At 45.4% G+C, this 20,322-nt stretch carries 11 protein-coding genes and 1 tRNA gene; all 12 read right to left on the reverse strand.

The features are described from left to right. Positions 1-24 precede the first annotated feature (24 nt). Positions 25-624, reverse strand: a complete 600-nt coding sequence (locus Q0499_RS14650) for a hypothetical protein (RefSeq protein ID WP_299200507.1) — start codon at positions 622-624, stop codon at positions 25-27. Between the two features lie 12 nt (positions 625-636). Beyond that, positions 637-2,082, reverse strand: coding sequence for a hypothetical protein (locus Q0499_RS14655; RefSeq protein ID WP_299200508.1), 1,446 nt, complete (start codon positions 2,080-2,082; stop codon positions 637-639). Positions 2,083-2,149: 67 nt separating this feature from the next. Continuing rightward, positions 2,150-4,228 carry a BREX system Lon protease-like protein BrxL gene (gene brxL, locus Q0499_RS14660; RefSeq protein ID WP_299200509.1) on the reverse strand — a complete coding sequence of 693 codons (2,079 nt, stop codon included), beginning with the start codon at positions 4,226-4,228 and terminating at the stop codon, positions 2,150-2,152. 3 nt (positions 4,229-4,231) lie between these two features. Beyond that, complete coding sequence (locus tag Q0499_RS14665) at positions 4,232-6,733, reverse strand: PglZ domain-containing protein (protein ID WP_299200510.1); 2,502 nt, start codon at positions 6,731-6,733, stop codon at positions 4,232-4,234. 9 nt (positions 6,734-6,742) lie between these two features. Beyond that, the gene (pglX, locus tag Q0499_RS14670; protein ID WP_299200511.1) at positions 6,743-10,705 is read right to left on the reverse strand and encodes a BREX-1 system adenine-specific DNA-methyltransferase PglX; all 3,963 of its coding nucleotides are present in this window, start codon (positions 10,703-10,705) and stop codon (positions 6,743-6,745) included. 13 nt (positions 10,706-10,718) lie between these two features. After that, positions 10,719-14,381: a BREX system P-loop protein BrxC gene (brxC, locus tag Q0499_RS14675; RefSeq protein ID WP_299200512.1), complete on the reverse strand. Its 3,663-nt coding sequence runs from the start codon at positions 14,379-14,381 to the stop codon at positions 10,719-10,721. Between the two features lie 30 nt (positions 14,382-14,411). Beyond that, on the reverse strand, positions 14,412-14,996 hold the full coding sequence (locus tag Q0499_RS14680; RefSeq protein ID WP_299200514.1) for a BREX protein BrxB domain-containing protein: 585 nt from the start codon (positions 14,994-14,996) through the stop codon (positions 14,412-14,414). After that, on the reverse strand, positions 14,971-15,765 hold the full coding sequence (locus Q0499_RS14685) for a BrxA family protein (RefSeq protein ID WP_299200515.1): 795 nt from the start codon (positions 15,763-15,765) through the stop codon (positions 14,971-14,973). Before Q0499_RS14685 ends, Q0499_RS14680 begins: the two co-directional genes overlap by 26 nt. After that, positions 15,762-16,256: a BrxE family protein gene (locus Q0499_RS14690; protein WP_299200516.1), complete on the reverse strand. Its 495-nt coding sequence runs from the start codon at positions 16,254-16,256 to the stop codon at positions 15,762-15,764. The genes Q0499_RS14685 and Q0499_RS14690 overlap by 4 nt, the downstream gene beginning before the upstream one ends. Positions 16,257-16,637: 381 nt before the next feature. Next, complete coding sequence (locus Q0499_RS14695; RefSeq protein WP_299200517.1) at positions 16,638-17,903, reverse strand: integrase arm-type DNA-binding domain-containing protein; 1,266 nt, start codon at positions 17,901-17,903, stop codon at positions 16,638-16,640. Positions 17,904-18,027: 124 nt separating this feature from the next. Beyond that, positions 18,028-18,103, reverse strand: a tRNA-Ala gene (locus tag Q0499_RS14700). A 435-nt stretch (positions 18,104-18,538) separates the two neighbouring features. Then, a complete protein-coding gene (gltX, locus tag Q0499_RS14705; RefSeq protein ID WP_299200518.1) occupies positions 18,539-20,032 on the reverse strand; it encodes a glutamate--tRNA ligase in 1,494 nt (497 codons plus the stop codon). Between the last annotated feature and the right edge of the window lie 290 nt (positions 20,033-20,322).

Raw genomic sequence — 20,322 nt, forward strand, 5'->3', positions numbered from 1 at the left:
GGTTTACTGCTTCCTTTTCGGGATTTAAGACAAAACAACGAAGTTAGACCGCATTTGGTAACTTAATCGCAGGTTCCCTAGGCACTCGTTTTGTGATTGTGCGACAGCATATTGACCAAACCATAACTCTCCGTCATCACTTATATACACAGAAGATACGAGCATGTGATCACTCACTTCAGGCTGATCGCCAGGAATGCCTAACTCGAGCACCTCTATCCGTTCTGGTTCAGAGCCTGTCTCATCAGCAACCAGGGTCGCCTTAGACATTGCAGTACCGAAATCTAGGCAAACACGTATCTTGGTTTCTTCGATAGGATATTTCAAGACATCGAGCTTAACAGATGGATGTGAAGTAATTTCGTTAGGATGCTCTTTCACTACGTCAGCCAGCGATTCTTCGAATTTCGTTTCCTCGGCAGAACTCGTTTTGCTAGTCTCTTCTATATCAGGCTCAGGTATTATAAAAGCAACTTCTGAGCTATCGAGAGATATGATCGCTAGTTGCAGAGAGGACAACTCCTTAGACGTTAACAAGCCAGGTAAAGTGTATCGTCCACGATCATCCTCAACGATGCGCTCTAGCAGATTGCTAATAATGACCTTTGCTTCCACTGCTTTCATGACTACTTCTCCTTAGTCTTTAATCGGCTCAACCCACGCTTTCACGAGTGTTTTGATCCGCCCTGAAAAGTCTTTTTGAACCCCTTCTCGAACCACCTTGACCATACGAACACCAGATTGATGTCCACCAAGCATGTCATGTTCCATAGCGTTATATTCGATCCGAGCCCCCTTTATATCAGTGAGCTGAAGTTTGCGCATGCGCGCAAGTTGTTTGGCTATACGGTCAATATTGACGTACCCGTTGGCAGCGCTCTTTACAGACGCGGCTAGCACTGGCTCAGAAATACCCAGAATAGGTACTACAGCACTATTGAGCTTTGCCATTGGGGCTTGAGCTCCGGATACTTCGATCATCAAGGAGCCTATTTGCTGGTCGACAGAAACATCGACCTTATGTTCTGGAGATCCCTCTTCCCTTTTCTTCTTCCCGCCTGATGCCCACCAATCACGTATGCCAGGATCGATGTCTTGTGCCAGCTCAAGTCGCTTTTTGAGAGGTAGACTAATGTTGCTTCTACTGCCATAAACCTCAGACAAAAGTGAGAGAAAGGCATCGTCGGTCTTATTTTGTCGAGCTAGTACAAGAACCGTTTCAAGGAGGCACTCTCGCAGGCCAACAACCTGAGCCGAGCGCCGAATATAAGTATCCCAAATGGAGCGCCCTAGAACACGTTTGAGTACGCTTAGAACAGAGTAAGATTCAGACAACAACGCGAATGAAAAACGAAGCTGAATTACTCTCAGAAGTAGCTCTAAAACGGCATCGGCGATGTCACCGAACACTTGATCTTCGATACTATCGCGCGTTAGCTGTAGCGTGGAAACCAGCTCAGCAAGTTGAGGGCCTGGTGATGCTCCGCATTCTCCTTTCCATTCGTTACAAACTTCAACGAGGGATATCAGAATACGTCGGACACGTTTTGCACGAGATTCAGGGTTCTCAATCAATGAGAGTGACTTGACATACAGAGCCAGAGAAGAGAAGAAATGCGATAGTGTTCCGCTTTCTCTCAGTGCCGCCTTCAAAAGCTCCTTTCGTGCTTTCTCAGCCGTATCAGTATTGATTGCCTCAAAAAAGCAGTATTCTGTTACCCAGTTCGCTGACATATTACTGATAGTAAGTGCAGCATAATAGCGTTCATCGCCATCAGCCAAAACATCTAAAGAAACCGGTGATTTATCACGAAATAACTGTTGTGCACCATTTAAAACGGTTTCAGAGCGTTTGCGGGCCACGTTTGCAAGACGTCCCAACATTGCCAAAGCCAACAACCTATCAGCATCTGAAACCAAAGCTGAGCGTTCCAGAATAGAATCGACAAGGACTTTAAGTTTATCTCCATCAATTGCGGCATGAATACTTCGCTCTGCCATCAGCTTTGTTAGCCTGTTATTGAGCTGTTTAATATCCTGTGCCGAAACCAATGACTCTAACAACTCACTTTCTGAATTCATTTCCCCTCCCTGATCCGTGCTTTTATCGATGAAAATGTCGATACGGACTCTTTGCGAGCTATTTCCTTTACGTTTTGAAAATATCTACTTTAGTTTCCAAACACTTTCGTAGTGATAAATCATTAACCCCTACGCTAAACCAAGTATCAGGCTTTTGAAAGAAGTCTAATCCACGGCCAATTTTCACTGTCCATCCATTATCGATACGAATTTCCCGATCATGTAAGTTTTCGTTCACCTTGATATCCAATTCAACATCCAGTTCCAACAGGCTTTGCTTAACGTCTTGAAGGCGTTCGGCCATTTCCTGTACGTTTGTCTGATCGTCGTAACTGGTAATCAGCTGGATTTTCTTCACCGTAGGCTGTTTTAAGATCGTCTCACAGAAGCGAATGAAATTTTGTACCTGGTGGGTTGCACGAATATAGGGATCTTCAATCACAACTGACTTCGCACCTGCAAGGTACGGCACAATGATGGACTCATAACTGTAACCAGTGGAATCATAGGTGATCGTGTAGTGCTGCTCTTTAAGCTCGGGAAGTACTGGTTCAAAAGCCACAGAAGTATCTTGAGCTGCTACTGGCTGTTCAGGTGCTACTTGAGTCGAGGGGGCCGCTTCAGGCTTATGGCTTTCACCTTCGTCAAGCGTCGTTGAACTAACACCGGGTTTATTCGGATTAAGTGTGGCCTCTGCTCCAATGCTTTCAGGGCAACTAACTACGACTTCCTTACCTGCAGTATTAAAGAACGATAATCCAATATTTATGAACTCATCATCGGGTTTACGCTTGTTCATTTGTTCTTTAACGCGGCGGCGACCTTCTATTGCATACACTACATATTCTTCAAATTCCTCATCCGAGCATTGTCCATGAGGGTGAAGCATTTTTAGAAAAGCAGCCACAGTCTTTTTGATGCCCTTCTCGTCTCGACCTTCAACACATCCACCCAATTTAATGCGCTTATTTGCTTCCTCGTAGCGATTGGTATGTTTTAATTGGTAGTGAAAAGCTTCAGCTAAGTAATCTGTTATAAACCCGTAGTTATCCGTTAGAAATTCAGAGCTGTTTTTTGGCATTTCCCAGCCCGGCATGTACATACAGAAGCGATCCATAACAGCTAAATCAAACTCCTTAGGTAACGGCTGAAACAAATCGTACTCGGTGGAATTAACCACCTGTTTCACACCCAGATCGAGATTACCGATGAAAGCCATACTGGCATCGGCAATAACTTCAGCACCACGGGAAAAACGTCCATTAGCCATAAAGTCTTTCATGATCTGAATGGTATCCGGGTCTTTTACACGCATATTGCCAACTTCATCAAAGGCGATGGTATCCCAGTACCCTACTAGGCCTACTTTTCTCCTGGCATTGTTGTAAAACAAAGATGCGCTGCTGGTCTGACCGCCGGAAATCAACGTGGAGTAAGGGGAGAATTCACTGTAAAAATAAGACTTACCCGTCCCCCTGGGCCCTAACTCTATAAAGTTGTAATTTGCCTCTACTAGGGATGCCAGTCGCGCTAAGAAATGAAACTTAACCCGCTTAGTAAGTTTGGTTGGCTCCAGGCCAACAGAACGCATAACGATATCCAGCCATTCATTACGGCTGTAACTCGCCCGCTTTTCACAATATGCGTCATAGTCAAAACGACTTAACTGAATGGGTCGAAGATCTTCTATGTAGAAAGCATAGTCGTCTTCTTCAATCTCATTATGACAAAGAGTCACTTCCGCCCAAATACCGCCTTCCAGCAGGCGGTCATTGTTTTTATAGAATTTTTCACCAATGGCAATACGTTGTGAGTTGAAGTTCTCTAGGCTTGCCCAATGACGCTTCTCCTTCTCTACATAGCGCACATGTACTTTATCGATAAACTTATGGCGACCTTTGGTGGCTACTTTTGATTGAGCAGCATTGGCTTCATCAGGCCGCACATAGTTGTCGTTAAGAGTTTCTAGAACGGCACTTAAGCCTTCCTGAATTTCATCTTCGTCATCGCTGGCACAAAAACGCGCTAACAAAAACTCCAGCACAAAGGTCGGTACGTTAGTGCCCTTTTTGATACGGTGTAAGAGATCCTTTCTTACCGCCTTACCTTCAAAATGTTCGAGTAACTTTTCGTCTAGTGCGTCCATAAGCTACATATCCAAATAATTTGTTTTGAGTTTAATGTGCGTAAATTCGGCCAACGTGTTTGGATTAAGTGCTTTGATCGTAAACACACCCTCGAAATCATCATCCATAATGATAGTAATTTTCTGGCTATCACCACACTGCAAGCTCACTGTACGAGTTGCAGCATTAACTACACCACCAATCTTCGCTTCTCCAATGACATCACCGGCGTCACTGTGTGCTTCTAGTAAGATCTCAGGTTGAGCAAACATATCATCACTGGTGACAGACAGCTCAACCACGGGCCGGCGGGACGTGATAACTTTAGCGCCATTTTTGTAACTCAAAGACACAACGGCTTGCTGCGCGACTTTGGTCTGCCCTTTCAATTTCACTTCCATCACCGGCACCACGCATTCTTGCAAGGATGCGCCACCGTGAAAATAGAGTTTACCTTTGCTGTAAGCCGCCATGGTGCTGGGGCCTGCCAGATGACTGTAATCTCCTTTGATGCCCGCTTTACTAGCAGGTATTACAAAATGATGATGGTCAGCATTACCACTACCGAGCGCGATACGCTCATGGGTGAGGTACCAATCTCCGGCAGGTTTAGGGCAGACATCCCCCTCTGTTGCTTGGCGGTTCATAAAGAAGCCATGGTCAGTAGCGATGACTACGTGATTAAAGCCCTGGCTTTGCAACATGCTGATCGCCACACGTAGGTTCTTTAATTCTCGTAGAATGACACTGGGGGCTGTTTTAGGCGTATTTTCAAATTGGGTATCAATCTCAACACTACGCAACACGGCCAGTTCTACTGACTTTTTAAACTTGTGGTTATTATCGATAAAGTCATCGGCACGCATTTGAGCAAAACGGCTACCAAAGCGCTTTTCAAAAACACCCATACGTTGTGGTACCGTGCTTACCGGTATTTCACCTAACATAGGCGCCATGCCAGCATCGCCCTTTTTAATAGACAACTCTTTACCTGCACCAGGTAACAGACTGGCCATACCGATTAAGGTAATACTCGGCAAACAAGCATAAGCCGGTTTTAAGGTAATTTCGAATTCATCCTTGAGTTGTTTTTCCAGCTCCAGGCCCAGTTCAAAACGTAAAGCGTCTACCATTAAATAGGCTACACGCTGTCCACTGGTTTGCAGCTTGGGGGCAACTATCTCATCGAAAACATCTGCATTGTATAACCGCCCTTGAGGTGGCCAACCGGTATCGGCCAACTGTTTGGTAAAGAGAATTTGTACTTTCTCTGCAAGCTTACGGTATTCGTGGCGGGCCTTATCGATCACAGGTGTTAGTAAACCCTGGGCATCCCAATAGTCGGTGACCGCCTGTTCAAACTCGCGCTGCAATCGATCAGCTTCGCGCAAGCTGGTGAGGTAATAATCCAGCAACGCCGCTTGGCTGCCACTGTGCTCTGGCAGCTCACGCAATAAGTCGCTACAAGATTCAATTAAGCTTTTAGCCGCCGCCACCAAATCCCACTGGGTTTCATTCTCACCGCGATTACTCCATATAGAGGCTTTACGCTGAGATAGAATATCGTTCAAACTATTCAGATCATTGGATTCAATGGCTTTGATCGCCACTTGCAAGAAGGTACGCTCTTCAAAGGGAAAGGTATCCCTAGCTCCTAAATCGTCAACAGATTGGCAAATCTGCTCTAGGTTTAAATCCCGCTCAATCTGTTCGGCATAGTGAATATAATCTTCCTGTTTACGCAGATCTTGGCGAAGGCCATCACACAAAATTTCGATAATAGGTTTAGCGGCAGAATGGGCTTTGGGCACACCCGCCAAACTCTCGGGTAATTCGCCGGGCAGATCAAACACAAATTCACTGAACAGGACAAAACGCCACAACTCTTCGCTGATGCTTTTCCATTTCTTACCACGAGTAGTGAGCGTTAAACCCAACACCTGATCGAACAGCTGCTTAGCTTCAGCCGCCCAGGCTTCATTGCTATGCAATTCAGCTTTTTGCTTCTCATCGGGCACCATCAATGCGCTGACAATTTCCGGGGAAGATTCAACTTTAAGTAATGCACGCAGGGTAGGCCACTGCAAACCACCACCAATACCATTAATCACAGCAAAGCTTGGATTTGAGTCTTGTTCGAATGCCTTTCTCACTTCAGTTTGATGATCCGGCTTGGCTTTTAAACAAAGGTTTAAATAGCTATCGCCATCACCATTTGGGAAGCCCTCACCGCAGGCACTGTAAACACTGAAAGGGTCTTTCTGTTTATCTTCGTCTGTAACAGGCATACCAGTCGGTACGTAAATCAGTAACTTTTGACCTCCCTGGCCAAAACTAGCCAGGGTTTGCAATGCTTGCTCACGGCTTTCGATACTAGATTCTGATGTATCAACTATAGTTAAGGCCGCTGACGCCATCGATAAACAGATATCGCGATAGCAATGTCCAGCGTCGTAAACCACTAATACACGTTGATCCAGTCGCTTTTCGAATACTTGAGTTGAAAGGTATTTTTCAATATCCATGTTAGCGACTTATCCTTGTGCGATCTTATTTTTGATATAGGCATCAAGTTCAGCCTCAGTCATTTCTTTAGGTTGCCACTTTAGCTTAGTGCCTTTTCCTCTTGCTCCGGACACCTCGATCTCTTCCCAAAGATCATCTTCTACTCCATGAGAAATAGCCATACTCCGATCCTCAAAACAACGCTCAAGCACTCGATTAGGCCAAAAATTGAACGCCATTTTAGACCAATCATATTTACCGTCTTCAAGATCTTTCCACACAGCATGCAAGTTATCTTTCCATGCAGTAAGTTGAAAGTGCTTAAACAAAGGAGCAGCACACAACAGCACGCCATCGTCAAAATTTGGTTTATAAACACCCGCCAATAATTCCAAGCCATCTTTGAAATCTTTTAGCTCCACCTCAAGGGCAATTAAATCAGAAAGCCTTCTCTCTTCTTCCCCTCCCTTACTTTCCATCTTCCTTAAAAGATTTACTTCTTTTACAACACTTTCAATCTTTGGTTCCAGTAAGTTATTAATGCAAAAATAAAGCGTTTGAGAATTAATGCGCGGATAATACACCCATAAAGTGTAGCTACTGGACTTTGTACTTAATGGCCAATATATAGGTGCAGATCTTTTGCTCAGGCTGTATTTTTTTAGATGATATGCAAAAAATCCATTTGGTTTCTGAATGAAAGACTGAACATTTGATATGCCTGCCCGCTCAAACTCCTCCGACGGATCATTTTTGCAGTATTTAGATGCTTCGCACATAACAAGATCTGACAAGTCTTTGCTTACACCAAATCCCATCTCAATAACTGAAGCCCCTTCATCCACACTTATTAGGTTTACTGGGACATCAGGGCAGTCCAACAAGTCGATGATCGATTCAGATATATCAGCCCAACGACCAAATACTTTACCAACAAAATAAGATAAAAAATCATATTGGTTGGGCCTATATTTCATTAAAGTCGACCTGATTGCGCCCTCGAACCTCTCCTTCCATTTGCTCAGCCCAGCATCAGGAAATGAATAAATACTTAGAGAAATTCTGTCAATATCTTTATAGCCCGATATCAAGCTCTCTATCGCAAGATCGAACTGACATTGATATTCCTCCAATTGCTTATCAAAGGACTCATTACTTCTGATAATACCTACAAAATACCGCGATGTTTCTGAAGCAGAAAAACAATTCCTAACAACACTGACTAACTTCTTAGATATTTCAGATAATTCATCCCCCATAAACTTGGGAATTATTGGCAAAGGCGTAGGTGAAATCACGCCGGCTTGATACAGGGATGCGCTATCCATCCTGCCAAGCCTAGTTGAAATTATTTCATTGACCACAGAAGAATTAAGCAACGCTAATATAGAAAACAGGTCAAGATCATCACTTACGTATATTCCCATTCCAGCTACACCGGGGATTGTATTGCGAGGCATAATACCTGGCGAGAACCGGCTGGTTCTATACGAAAATGTATACCCTTCCTTCATGTAGTAAGTCGAATTCCTAGTTACTGAAGATTTATGTGATGAAACCTCATGTCCTTTATTCGCCCAAAACACTTTCAAATGAACATCTGAACAAAAAGGGCTATTATCACCCCCCTTAGAATACGGAACCCAGCTAGGTTTTGAGTCCACTTCAAACCAAGTTCGAACAAACCTAAAGTCATCACCAGACTGTAAACCGACTTTAACATTAATCCCGCTTTCACTTAGGGAGGGGTTATTGTTTATCGCTTTAAATAATTTACGGTGCAGCCAATATGAGAATGGGAAAGCATTTAGAGATAAAAAGCTTCTGGCATCAAGAAGATAGACATCCTCGCTCTTCCGAGTACCATCAAAGCCAACAAGCGAATTAATATTTTTTGAAAACAGCGAGTCTTCGATGTTATCGCTATTCTCAAGTACATACATACTCGTTTCAACCATAGCGTCATCAAGTACTCCAGCCCCCAGCTCCACCCAACTAGAAACTGAGGCATTATTCAAAATATACTCTCGCCAATTCTTAGTAGTTACCCCAAAAAAAATCGCTCTCGATGAAATACATCCGAGTCGCCCACCCTCAAACTGCATCGAGAGGCATCGCTCAACAAATGACGAGCTAATCTCGTGCCCTCCAGATGTAAATTCACTATCAGCAATGACCTTGTGACGCTCAGAAAACTCACCAAATGGTGGATTCATCAACACCACGTCATATTTCTTCCTACACAGATCAATAAAAGCAAATCCCTTTGCAGCATCGGCAGCAAACAAACGTTTTTGACCTAAACCAGACCCTGTAGCGGCTTCTGCGTAAAGCTCAAGTTGCGAAAGTATTAATTGCTCCGCTTCTCCCCAGAAATTTTCGCTAACATCACCAAAGTTGTAATAACGCTTACCTTCACGCACTTCCCATTTATTACCACTAAACAAGCCACCTTGAACTTCCAGTACTTTTTCGTCTTTTTGAGATTTGGCATCATCGATAGCCACTTGAATTTCTTCTTCTATCTTTAAAAGTGTTCCTGCCTCACCTGCCAGTTGCATTTTATCGAAGATTTCTTCTACTAACTGCCCTAAGACTCGTGGCTGAATTTGGCTTGTGAATTCTTTTAGAAGTTGCGTTTCACCCGGCATAGGCTCGGCACAGACAATGTTAGAGCGTTGAATTTTCGGTCGTTGGTTAGGTTTAATCGCATTATCAGACCATGACTTTTGTGCACGAAGCCAAAGGGAAAGGCCTGCAATTTGCGCTGCACGGGGATCGATATCCACACCATGGATATTGTGCTCGATGATTAAGCGAGGAACATCAGCTAAATAATTCTCTTTTGATGAGTAGGCCTCGTGAAGTGCATCCTTTGGTACAGCGCCCTCTTCAATAAAGAATATTCCTCTACCTTTTTCCGCTTCAATATCCCAAGCTTCTGTGTAAATCTGCTCGAAGAGGTCGAATGCATAAAGGCCAAAATGCATTGAACCACAGGCCGGATCGAGCATTCTAATATCACGGGGATCTTTGATTGGACGATGCTCTATATAAACCGTTTGTTGAAGTAACTCTGCCTGGCTAAGCTCGGCTGTATCTTGCTCATCCTGCTTTGGTGCTTGTTCGCCGACCTTGAGAAACATCTCATTGGGGCGTCGCACAAGGTACTGGCAGCTATCTACCAATGCCGTATTGCCCTGAGTCATTTCATACCAGATTCTCCCTAAGGTATTATCGGTAAGAAATTCCACAACGTATCGGGGGGTAAAGAATTGGTTACGAACAGCAAGCTCACGACTATTACGTGGCGCTTGCGATTCGTCGCGCATTTTTTTGCGTTCTTCTTTAGAATTAAAGTATTGATAAATCCAGCCAACTGTCTCATCTTCAGCCCAAAGCATTTCAAGTTCGGCGTGATTAATCAGACCCAGCAACTCCAACAGTACGGTTTCACGGGGGAATAAACGACCTTGATTAGAATAACGATCAAACAATACCGCTAAATCTAAACTCAGCTCATCAAACACACTAAACAGATAGTACTGGTAAGCTTTACCAGTTTCTCCCAGGCTGCTGCCAGCAATACGCTGATATAGCTGAAAACCTTTTGATTGATAGCCCTGGCTAATAGACTCCATCAAAAATTGACGGGCTTCTGCCATACGCAGTGCCGCTAAGCGATTAAGTACGGTAAAGGCCTGCTCGCGCACAACACGATCGAGTGCTGCTATAACTAGTTTTTTATTTCTGTGCGGCTCGGTTTCATGGCTAGCCGCCAGATAGTGCCCTAATGTATCGCGTAATAAAGTAGCGGTCTGTTGTTCACTGGGGCTTAGCGCCGGTAAAGCACTAAGTTCTGCGATAGCACCCGTGACTGGATCTAACCCATAGGTGTTTTGCAACTGCTGGATGAACTCTTCACTCAGTAATTTACGAGCGTCACCAACAAATTTTTGTAAGCGATTTCGGGTTACTTGATCAAATGCCATTTTTTTCCCAGCCCTATTCGTTACTATCAGAAAATTCGAAGATGATATCTATTTCATGAAATCCTTCTAATTTCTGCTTCACTTCTTGCAATTGATCTATCACAGAATCAATAGCGTCTTTGGATTTAAGGCTTTTCGGCACCGGAATTTTTTGACTGTAAACTTTCGGTTTAAAGATCCCTTTTTCTTTTTCCTTCTTTTCTTTTTCAGCAATTTCTTGTTCACGTTGCAGGCGACGATTTTCAGCCGTCTGCTTTACTGATTGCTGCAATTGGCGTAGAGAGGTAGTAATTTCATAATCTCTGTTCAGTAAGGTCTTAATACCGCTCAAGCTTTGTTCGACTTCACCGCTAAATTTCTCCAACTGGCCTAACAAGCTATTACGCTCATCAGCTGTTAACTCTTCCCAACCGGGGCTTCGGGGCAGTTCTTCTTGTTTATTTTTTAAGTTCTGTTCAACATCTTGATTCATCTTGCTAGCCGCATCGGCCACACGCGCTTTGATGTTACCCAGCATGGTGGAAAGATCAGCTTGATATTTATGAAAATCTTCCTGTTGTAAGCGCTGCTGTAGCTGCTCAAGATCACCTGCCAACTCAGACTTCAATTCACCGGGGACGCCTGAATTTGGCAGGCCTTTTATGCCCTTACACTTGGAATCCAGCTCTAATAAGGTGGACTCCAACCCATAATCCAAACTAATTTTAACTTCAGCCGCCCATTTTAGATTGCTGTATAAGGGTGATTCTTCAGCCCCCATACGCTGAGTGGCATCAGAACAATCATTAAACAACACATCTCTAAGCACTTGTTGCAACTCTTCAACTCGGCTTTGACCTGGCGCATTAAGGCGATTGAGTTTTTCGCCTAGTGAGCCAAACTGTTGCTGAAATACCGGAAAGTTTTTCTGCGCGGCTTTGCTGATTTCTTCCTCAAGAGGGATGATCATATTCCCATCGGCAATGACCTCACCCAAGCGCTCAGCAGCCAAGGCACACATTTCATTGGACGGCCTATCGTCACGCAGCGATATCCCCACATTGGCAAAGGATTTGTTAGTCTTGAAGGCATCAATTGCTTGCTGACCCACACTGGTTAACTCGCGCCCTGCGATTTTCAATTTAATCTCGCCAGCGCTGAGCATAGCCGCCAACATATAGCGGGTAGTATCTATAGCCCAGCCAAACTTGGGGCGACTAAAATCTTCACAGATTTTTTTGCCATCGACCGTGCCATAGCGGTCTATGTAGTCACGGATGCTGATCAAGCCTTTATTGTTTTCATCAATAGTGAAGCTACCACTCGCGTCTTTAACGACTAGACCTAATGGATCCGTTTCACTGGTTGCACCACTCAAACCAGCCTTTAAAAACTTTTCAGCCAAGACTGTTTGAGCACGATACGGAGCTTCGTTGTAACGCTCGTAGACGCGATCAGACACTGTTTTAAGATGCTTTTTACTTGATTCCAATAGATCTTGCGCAAAGGTATCCACGGCGGTATTAGTGCCACGAAATACAAAAGAGCCTGATTGCAATGAGCGCTTGAGGATGCGTTGCAACTCGGGCACAAGCTTACCCTGTGCGCGGTCAACTTCCGCATTACAGTATTCTTTCACTTCTTTGTCGGCATCGTTGCGGTGGCGGCGAGCAATTTCTTCGCAACGATAAATATTGGCCAGCAGCTCATCAACCTCTGGGGATTTTCTCCCTAATAAATAAATGGTGTTTTGATTGGCCTTTTCACGAGAGTCCGTAACCAGTGCTGCCATGTTATTGTCGTATTCACTGGGATGAACAAAATCTATAAGCGTTTGTACGGGATTTCTCTCTCCTGCTAGCCCACTGGGTAGGCCATTAGGGTTTTGCAGCTTAAGGCCTGTCTCTACGCTTAAGGAGCCTTCAACTTGAACTTTAGGCAGAGGTGATAAACACCCTCTTAATGTTTCGCTAAGAATTTTACGCAACTCGATAGTTTTGAGGCCTATCTCATTACGCGCACGTTGTATCTCTGTAAGTTTTTCGCTAATAAAACCCAGATAGCCATCTTGCTCACTAAATGGAATATTAGCTTCATTGATTAATTGATCGACCGCCGTATTGAAAGTAGCTTCATCTTGCGTTTGGGTAATGCTAGCTTGCATCAGCGCCATGGTGTTTTGACGTGTGACTGGTAGATTGGTAAGTATCTCCAGAACAGCAACAGTTTTGGCAATGTTGATGTGTATTTCACTATCATAGAAATTGGAGCTTTGTACTTTACCTACGGCTTGATGCTTTGTGGGAAAAGCACGCTTAAGATCTTTTTCAAGTGCATCGTAAAGTGTGACGGTATTCACCAACATGCCAACATTTTCATTGGCTATAGGCTGCCCATTCGCACCTTCTATCAAAACATCTTGAATAACCTTAATCGCAGAACGAAGACCGATACCGCCAGTGGATTTTGCAAGCTGTCCTAATAGGGTTAAAAGTACCTCAAAATGCGCTGGTAAGAATGGGTAAAGATTGATGAAGCTAGTTTTATCAAAGTCAGCTTCATAGACTCTTGCATCTTCCAACTTGGTGGCGTGTCGCAAGCCCTGACCGTGTTGATCGAATAACTGCCCTAGCTGATCTTCACCACTGTGTGATTTTCCCAGTAATCGCCGGTAACAGATCTCTTTAATATCACTGGATTCAAGATTTATTTGAATGGGGAAACGGTCTTTAAGTTTATAAAGTTGCGCTGAGTTTAGTGCTGCTCTTTCATTATCTTCAGTTAATGTTTGCTGTGCTGTACCAATCAACCATACTTTTCCATCACCAATGTTTTTCAGGTTTTTGGCTAAGCCGTCCAGGTTTAAAATGAGGTTATCGCGAGACCCTACATATTGGCCCACTTCATCAACAACAAAGATGATGTGCTCTTTACCTGAGTGCTGCCGTGCGATATCAATCATCTCAGCCACGCGATCATTTTCGAAGCGTATTATTTCGCTTGATTCAGTGGAAAATGCGGTATCTGTTCTGAATAACTGTGGATACATCTCGTGCGCAATGGCAGGAATCAAACCATCCACAACTAGCTCATCATTTTGTAAAGCTTTCCATTCTTCGCCTTCAGTGTAGCTTTTGAATAACTCCAAAAATTCGTCGTATCGCCCTTCTTTTTGCAACTTACGCTCAAAGGCTGCCACCTTGAGATTGCGCGAGTAACCCGCCCATTGCAGTACTTTGTAGTAAAGCACGGTAGCCACATCTTCCATGGTGGCACCGGCAACCTGCTCTGATGCAAGATCTAACATTACTACCGCGGCAGGGAATCGCTTAGATACTGTAGTGAGCAGTGATTTCGTTTGAGATTTGGTTAGACGATCTTTAAGATGATCTATAAAGGGGCGGCCATCAACTTCAACGGAATCATCAAATGCCAAGCCCAGATATTTGGTAAAGGAGCTTTTACCTGAGCCATAGAATCCCGACACCCAGACACCGACCTCATTCTCGCCACCCTGCTCCATAGCTAATTGCATTTTTGAGAGCAGATCAAAAAAGTGCTCTTCGATGCTATCAGTAGCCACATATTCGGTAATTTCCGATTTGAGACGTTTCTCAGCATCAGCACCGTAGGTGATCACTTTTTCGATTGCGCGATCAATGCCTTTCGATGGATCGAAGAGTTGTTTAATTTGCATAGCTATTCCTTGTTATGTTCTTCCACTGGTTCAACCACCAACATGCATGGACCGGTAGTTGCCATCTTCTGGGTAAAAGCCCAGGAACTTTAAGCGGGTTTGCCCTGTGCGTACGCCGGGATACAAAAATACGGTTGGCACGCTAAAGCGGCCCTGCAGTTGACTCTCTACTGAGCCAATTCTCATATATGGATGCAGTGCTTCTAAGTCGGTGACTAGTAGCAATGCTTTTTCGTCACCTTCTAATTCATTGAGCTTTTGCTCTAATCGAATTTGCAGGCCTTTCTCTTTATCATTGAGTGTATTGGCCAGGGAGTTATTAGTTTTTGTCCATTCCTGAGGTGCAGCGGCATCTTGTTTGAGCCATATATTACGACGAAAGGCAGGCACCGATTGGAGGATATCATTCACATGCTCAGCAATGGAAAATGTGTGTACATTCCAACCCTGCTTTTGCAGCATCTGAATCCATGCTTTGGTTTGACGTTTTACCTCGATGATCTGCTTCGGTGAAAACACCAAATAGTAGATAGGCTCAAAACTAGCGTGCTGAAACTCTCTACCCTGCTTGATGCGGGTAACGAGCTCATCAAAGTCCTGTTTCAATGATGACATCTACGACCTCTTCCATGGTTTTATACGCCCAGCTAATAGAGACAACATCAGCGGCAGTCTGAATGATCCAGAATTTATGAACACTCAGACGCTTAAGTTCATCGCGAACGTCTTCTGACTCTAGGCCAAAGAGTTGCCAGTCTGGGTGATTAATTAGGTTGTTATCAGCTATGCCCTGTAGGTGGAGGTCATAGGCAAGAATAATGGTGGCGCAGGGATCTATGCGGATCGGCGTTATTTGGCGCGACATTCGAGTTAATGGCTGCAACAATTGGTAGTCAACACAGACGCTCAACAAGTAGGACGACAAACGCTTGATGGTTGTTTCTGACCAGAGCTTTTTAGTTTTACCGTCATAGGTGGCGCGTTGTACGAACTCTGTTGAGTCTTCGCCGCTAATTTCTGTATAACCCGATGCGTAGCGTTCCCAGTACAGCTGGGTAACGAAATCTCGCAAGATAAGGTTTGCCCTAGAGGTATAGATAAAAAATAATTGATTTAAGGCTCTAGTAGAGATTCGATGGTTAAGTGTCTGAAGCCACTTAACAGGCTGGTGGGCAGAATTTAAATATCGCGGGCCAAAGCACTCCGCCACTATATTGCGAAGGCGACGAGCAGTAACATTGGGAAATTCACCCGAATCTAGGGCAGCATTAAACAAGTCTTGGGTACCCATGTCTAATTGCCACAGACCTAACAGTGTTTGGGTTTCTTCAATAAGTCCTAAACCTGCTTGTAGCTGTGTTGTGTAATATACCTGTTCCGTCACGCCTGACCTCGGTAATAAGGATAAACTGCCTGCTTATTTGTAAAGCCACTTAAATACGCTGCAGCCATGTGCCTCATCACTGATTGGTTGATCTCACCCTGATCAAGTAATAATGGTCCTATACCCTGCATTGTATCTCCACAAGCAAGCTCTTGTAGGAGTATATAGGCATCATCTTCTGACCCTATACTCTCTATAATGGTTGCATCTTTTATCAGCGACTGACTAATATCGTGCTCAACATTTTCAGGCAGCCGAAATAGATGAAAGACATCCCCGACACCAATATGCTCATCATGAGTAACTTGTGCCGCCGCACTCGCTCCGCTAACTCGCGCTAAAACGGACGTTTTGGGGAATACGGGATTGAGAAACGCCTCACCTGAACGAGACAAAAAAGTGCTTAGCCACCAGCTGTGCCGGCCCTTTTCACCTAGAAACGCTACACATGTACGTAGTCTAACAAGGTTGTTAGTTAAATCCGGTGTCATATATTGTCCTTAATTGCGGTGCAGCACCCTGATTATTCTACAGATTACCCAAGCATTACACTCGACAGCATCATCTATCAGATGTTGCTGGCCTGACAAATCGCGTCATCAATGATTAATTACTTTCTATCTTAGGAAAAAAACTATTCCCAAGACAACTCAGTCACTTCCGATTGAAATTTAATAAGTTACTGAAATAGTACAATAATGCGCAAGAACATCCCACGCTAGATCAACGCTATAAAGGAAAAATACTTACAATGGGAACTAATCCCCCCAAGTAACCGTTAAATTTGATCCGCTATAGCTCGATACAGGCCTTAACTGCAGCTTCCACTAGATAGGGTAGCTAGATTATCTCAAGCTACTAGGGAGGGACAACTACCCTGCCTTTGCCCTTAACTCATCAAGATAGTCCGCCCAGCGCTGCATCATCTTCGTCCGTTGCGGCAAGTGAGCTGTACGATTGTAAGCACGGCCTAGTGGATCTTTTACTGCATGGGCGAGCTGGTGCTCTATCAACTCCACTCGCTCTTCTAAGACCTCATCAAGCAGGGTACGGGCCATTGCCCTAAAGCCATGGCCCGTCATTTCTTCTTTACTGATCCCCATATTCCGGAAAGCTGACAATATGGCATTATCACTCATAGGACGACGAGGACTTCTTGCTGAAGGGAAAACATACCCATCCCAATGACCGGTCAAAAGCTTTTGCTCTTCCAAAATTTCAATCGCTTGACGACTGAGTGGAACTATATGGTCTACCCCCATTTTCATTTTCACTGCGGGTATACGCCACACTGCTTTTTCTAAGTCTATCTCTTGCCATTCAGCGTGCCGCAACTCTTTGGGTCGAACAAAGACTAAAGGAGCAAGCTGTAGCGCTGCACGCACCGTTGACGTTCCTTCATAGCTGTGTAGCATATTTAAAAACTTACCTACCTTGTCAGGCTCGATAATTGCGGAAAAATGCTGTGTCTTATGCGTCGCCAATGCTCCTTTCAAATCTGGAGTGATATCTCGTTGCGCTCGCCCTGTCGCAACGGCATAACGAAACACCTGGCCCGTGACCTGTTTTATCCTGTGTGCACTTTCCGTCGCTCCACGATTTTCTACACGACGCAGTACAGCCAACAATTGTGGAGGGGTAATATCATCCAGGGGCAGGGTCCCTATATAGGGCAGAAGATCTCGCTGAATAGCACGTAAAACCTTATCGGTATAGCTAGGCGACCAATTGGCAGCTTGTTGCTTATGCCACTCTAGCGCAATGTTCTCAAAGTTATTCAGCTGCGCTTCTGTCTGAGCAGCCTTCTTAGCCTTTTTCGCTTGAGAAGGATCTATGCCCTGCTCTAACTGGTCTTTCGCCAAATCAGTCGCTTTACGAGCTTCCTTGAGTGTAATTCTCGGGTACATGCCTATCGATAGGCGCTTCTCTTTACCGGCAAAGCGGTATTTGAGTCTCCAGCATTTTGAACCAGCAGGCGTTACTTCCAGATACAATCCTTTGCCATCACTCAGCCGGTATGCCTTCTCTCTAGACGTCGCTTGTTTTATTTGCATATCAGTCAATGACATACCGCCTCCATTATCGATAGTGGGGGCATTTTTCATGAGCATCGAGTAATTTTGAGAAAATGCCCCCATTAATGCCCCCTAAATACCCCGGATGTGGGGGCACTCTATGGGACTACTCTGGACACAGTATAAACGAAAAAGCCCGCAATATGCGGGCTTCTAGGACAATTTGGGACTTTCTGGAATAGGATTTTGGTGGAGCCTAGCGGGATCGAACCGCTGACCTGTTCGCTGCCAGCGAACCGCTCTCCCAGCTGAGCTAAGGCCCCAAAACCAAGTGGCGGCTATATTAATGGCGACGCTATCGGGTGTCAAGCAATGACGTTGACTATTTTTCGGGTCAAATTTTGTTGATTATTAAGCGGTTATTTAAGCCTGCATTATATTGTTAAAAAGGATTCATCTCAGGTTTCGGTGGAACAGAGAATACCCCGTGGTTTTAATAGAACACCGCGTGCAGATAGATAGTGTTTGAGCCGGTAATGCTAACGCTTTCTGTAGGAAGTGCGCAGGCATGCCCTTTGGGTACCTCGTGCCGAGGTCAATCGCGACGAGGTACCCAGAGGGCATGCTAGCGTCACTCCTACAGGAGATACTGATTTATCGCGACGGGTGCGTCGCTCCCACAGGGGAATGAGGAGGTTAGACTTTTACTATTAAAAAAGCCCTGCGAGGCAGGGCTTTTCGTGTACAGAGGAGCCTGATCAGTTCAGGGTTTCAGCCAGCGCGCGGTACTCTTTTTCCCAGACTTTTGCTTCTTTCTTAGACGGGCCACCGACGACGCCCTGTGCATGACGTACCCGGGCACGGCTCATGTCCGCACCGAGGATCTGCATGGAATCCACTACCGAGACACTGGCACTGGTGCCGGCGATAGCGACAAACAGCGGAAACAGGAAGTCGCGAACTTTATAGCCCATCGCGTCACCCAGCGCTTTACACTGGGCAAACAGGTGGTCTTTATTCCAGTTCTGCTCAGTGTCCAGCATCCAGGATGCAAACTGCAGGATGCGGCGGATATCGTCTTTCTGCAGGCTCTTGTGGGTAAAGCTCTCTTCAGTGATCGGCAGCATACCGGAGAGCAGAAAACCCGCCACGGGCGCCACATCGGAGAACTTCTCCACCCGCTGTTTGATCAGCGGAATAATCTGCATCAGATATTCCGGGTTCAGCGCCCACTGCTGGAACGCCGCAGCAAACTGCTCATCAGTCAGCTCTTCACGAATCCACAGACCGTTCAGCCAGCTGAGTTTTTCCTGATCGAAAATAGGGCCGCCCAGGGAGACACGGTTGATATCGAAGTTTTCGATCATCTCTTCAATCGAGAACTTCTCACGCTCATCGGGCATCGACCAGCCCATGCGCGCCAGATAGTTGATCAGTGCTTCGGCCATATAGCCCATGCGCTGATAGTAGATGATGCTGGTCGGGTTCTTACGCTTGGACAGTTTTGACTTGTCCGGGTTACGCAGCAGCGGCATATGACACAGCTTAGGCATCTCCCAGCCGAAATAGCTGTAGAGCAACTGATGCTTAGGCGCAGAGTTGATCCACTCTTCACCGCGCAGTACGTGGGTGATCTCCATCAGGTGATCGTCGACCACGTTAGCCAGGTGGTAAGTCGGCATGCCATCGGATTTCATCAGAATCTGGCAATCAACCTGGGCCCAGTCCACTTCGATAGATCCACGCAGCATGTCGTCAAAGACGCAGACGCCCTCTTCCGGCACTTTCATGCGCACAACATAGGGTTCACCCGCCGCTTCACGCTTCGCCACTTCATCAGCTGGCAGTGCCAGATCGCTCTCTTTCAGCGCGCTTTGCAGGCCCTGTTCACGACGCTGATTACGCAGCTGATCCAGCTCCTCTGCGGTACGGTAGCATTTAAAGGCACTACCGTTGTCCAGCAGAATCTGGGTGTACTTCGCATAGATCTCGCCCCGTTCGCTTTGACGGTAAGGGCCATGAGGACCCGGCTTGTCCGGGCCTTCCGCCCATTCCACCCCCAGCCAGCGCAATGAATCCAGAATCATCTGTTCAGATTCAGCGGTGCTGCGGGTCTGATCGGTATCTTCAATACGCAGGATAAACTCGCCACCGTGCTGACGGGCGAAAGCCATATTGAACAGGGCGATGTAGGCGGTGCCTACGTGCGGATCACCGGTTGGAGACGGTGCGATACGGGTACGTACGGTCATCAGAAAATATGCATCCAGACTGATTAAAAGGAAGTTACAACGGAATTGCTGCGCATTATACCTGCTCGACTGGTATGCGCCTACCGTAATCAGTGTTCTCGGTTATCGATGTAAACAGCCCGGCAAGCAGCCTTCTGTTTTGTGCCATCAGAGCGCAGAGCAGCGCACTGCCCCCCAAAAGCAGCACCGTTAAAGTGCACTTTAACGATCCAGATTGAGATTATTTTAAACCGTTAAATTTTAACCCACTGTTTTATATAATCTTTATAAACAGCGGCATGTTATCTGCT

It is taken from the genome of uncultured Amphritea sp., from assembly GCF_937127095.1.
Classification (GTDB): domain Bacteria; phylum Pseudomonadota; class Gammaproteobacteria; order Pseudomonadales; family Balneatricaceae; genus Amphritea.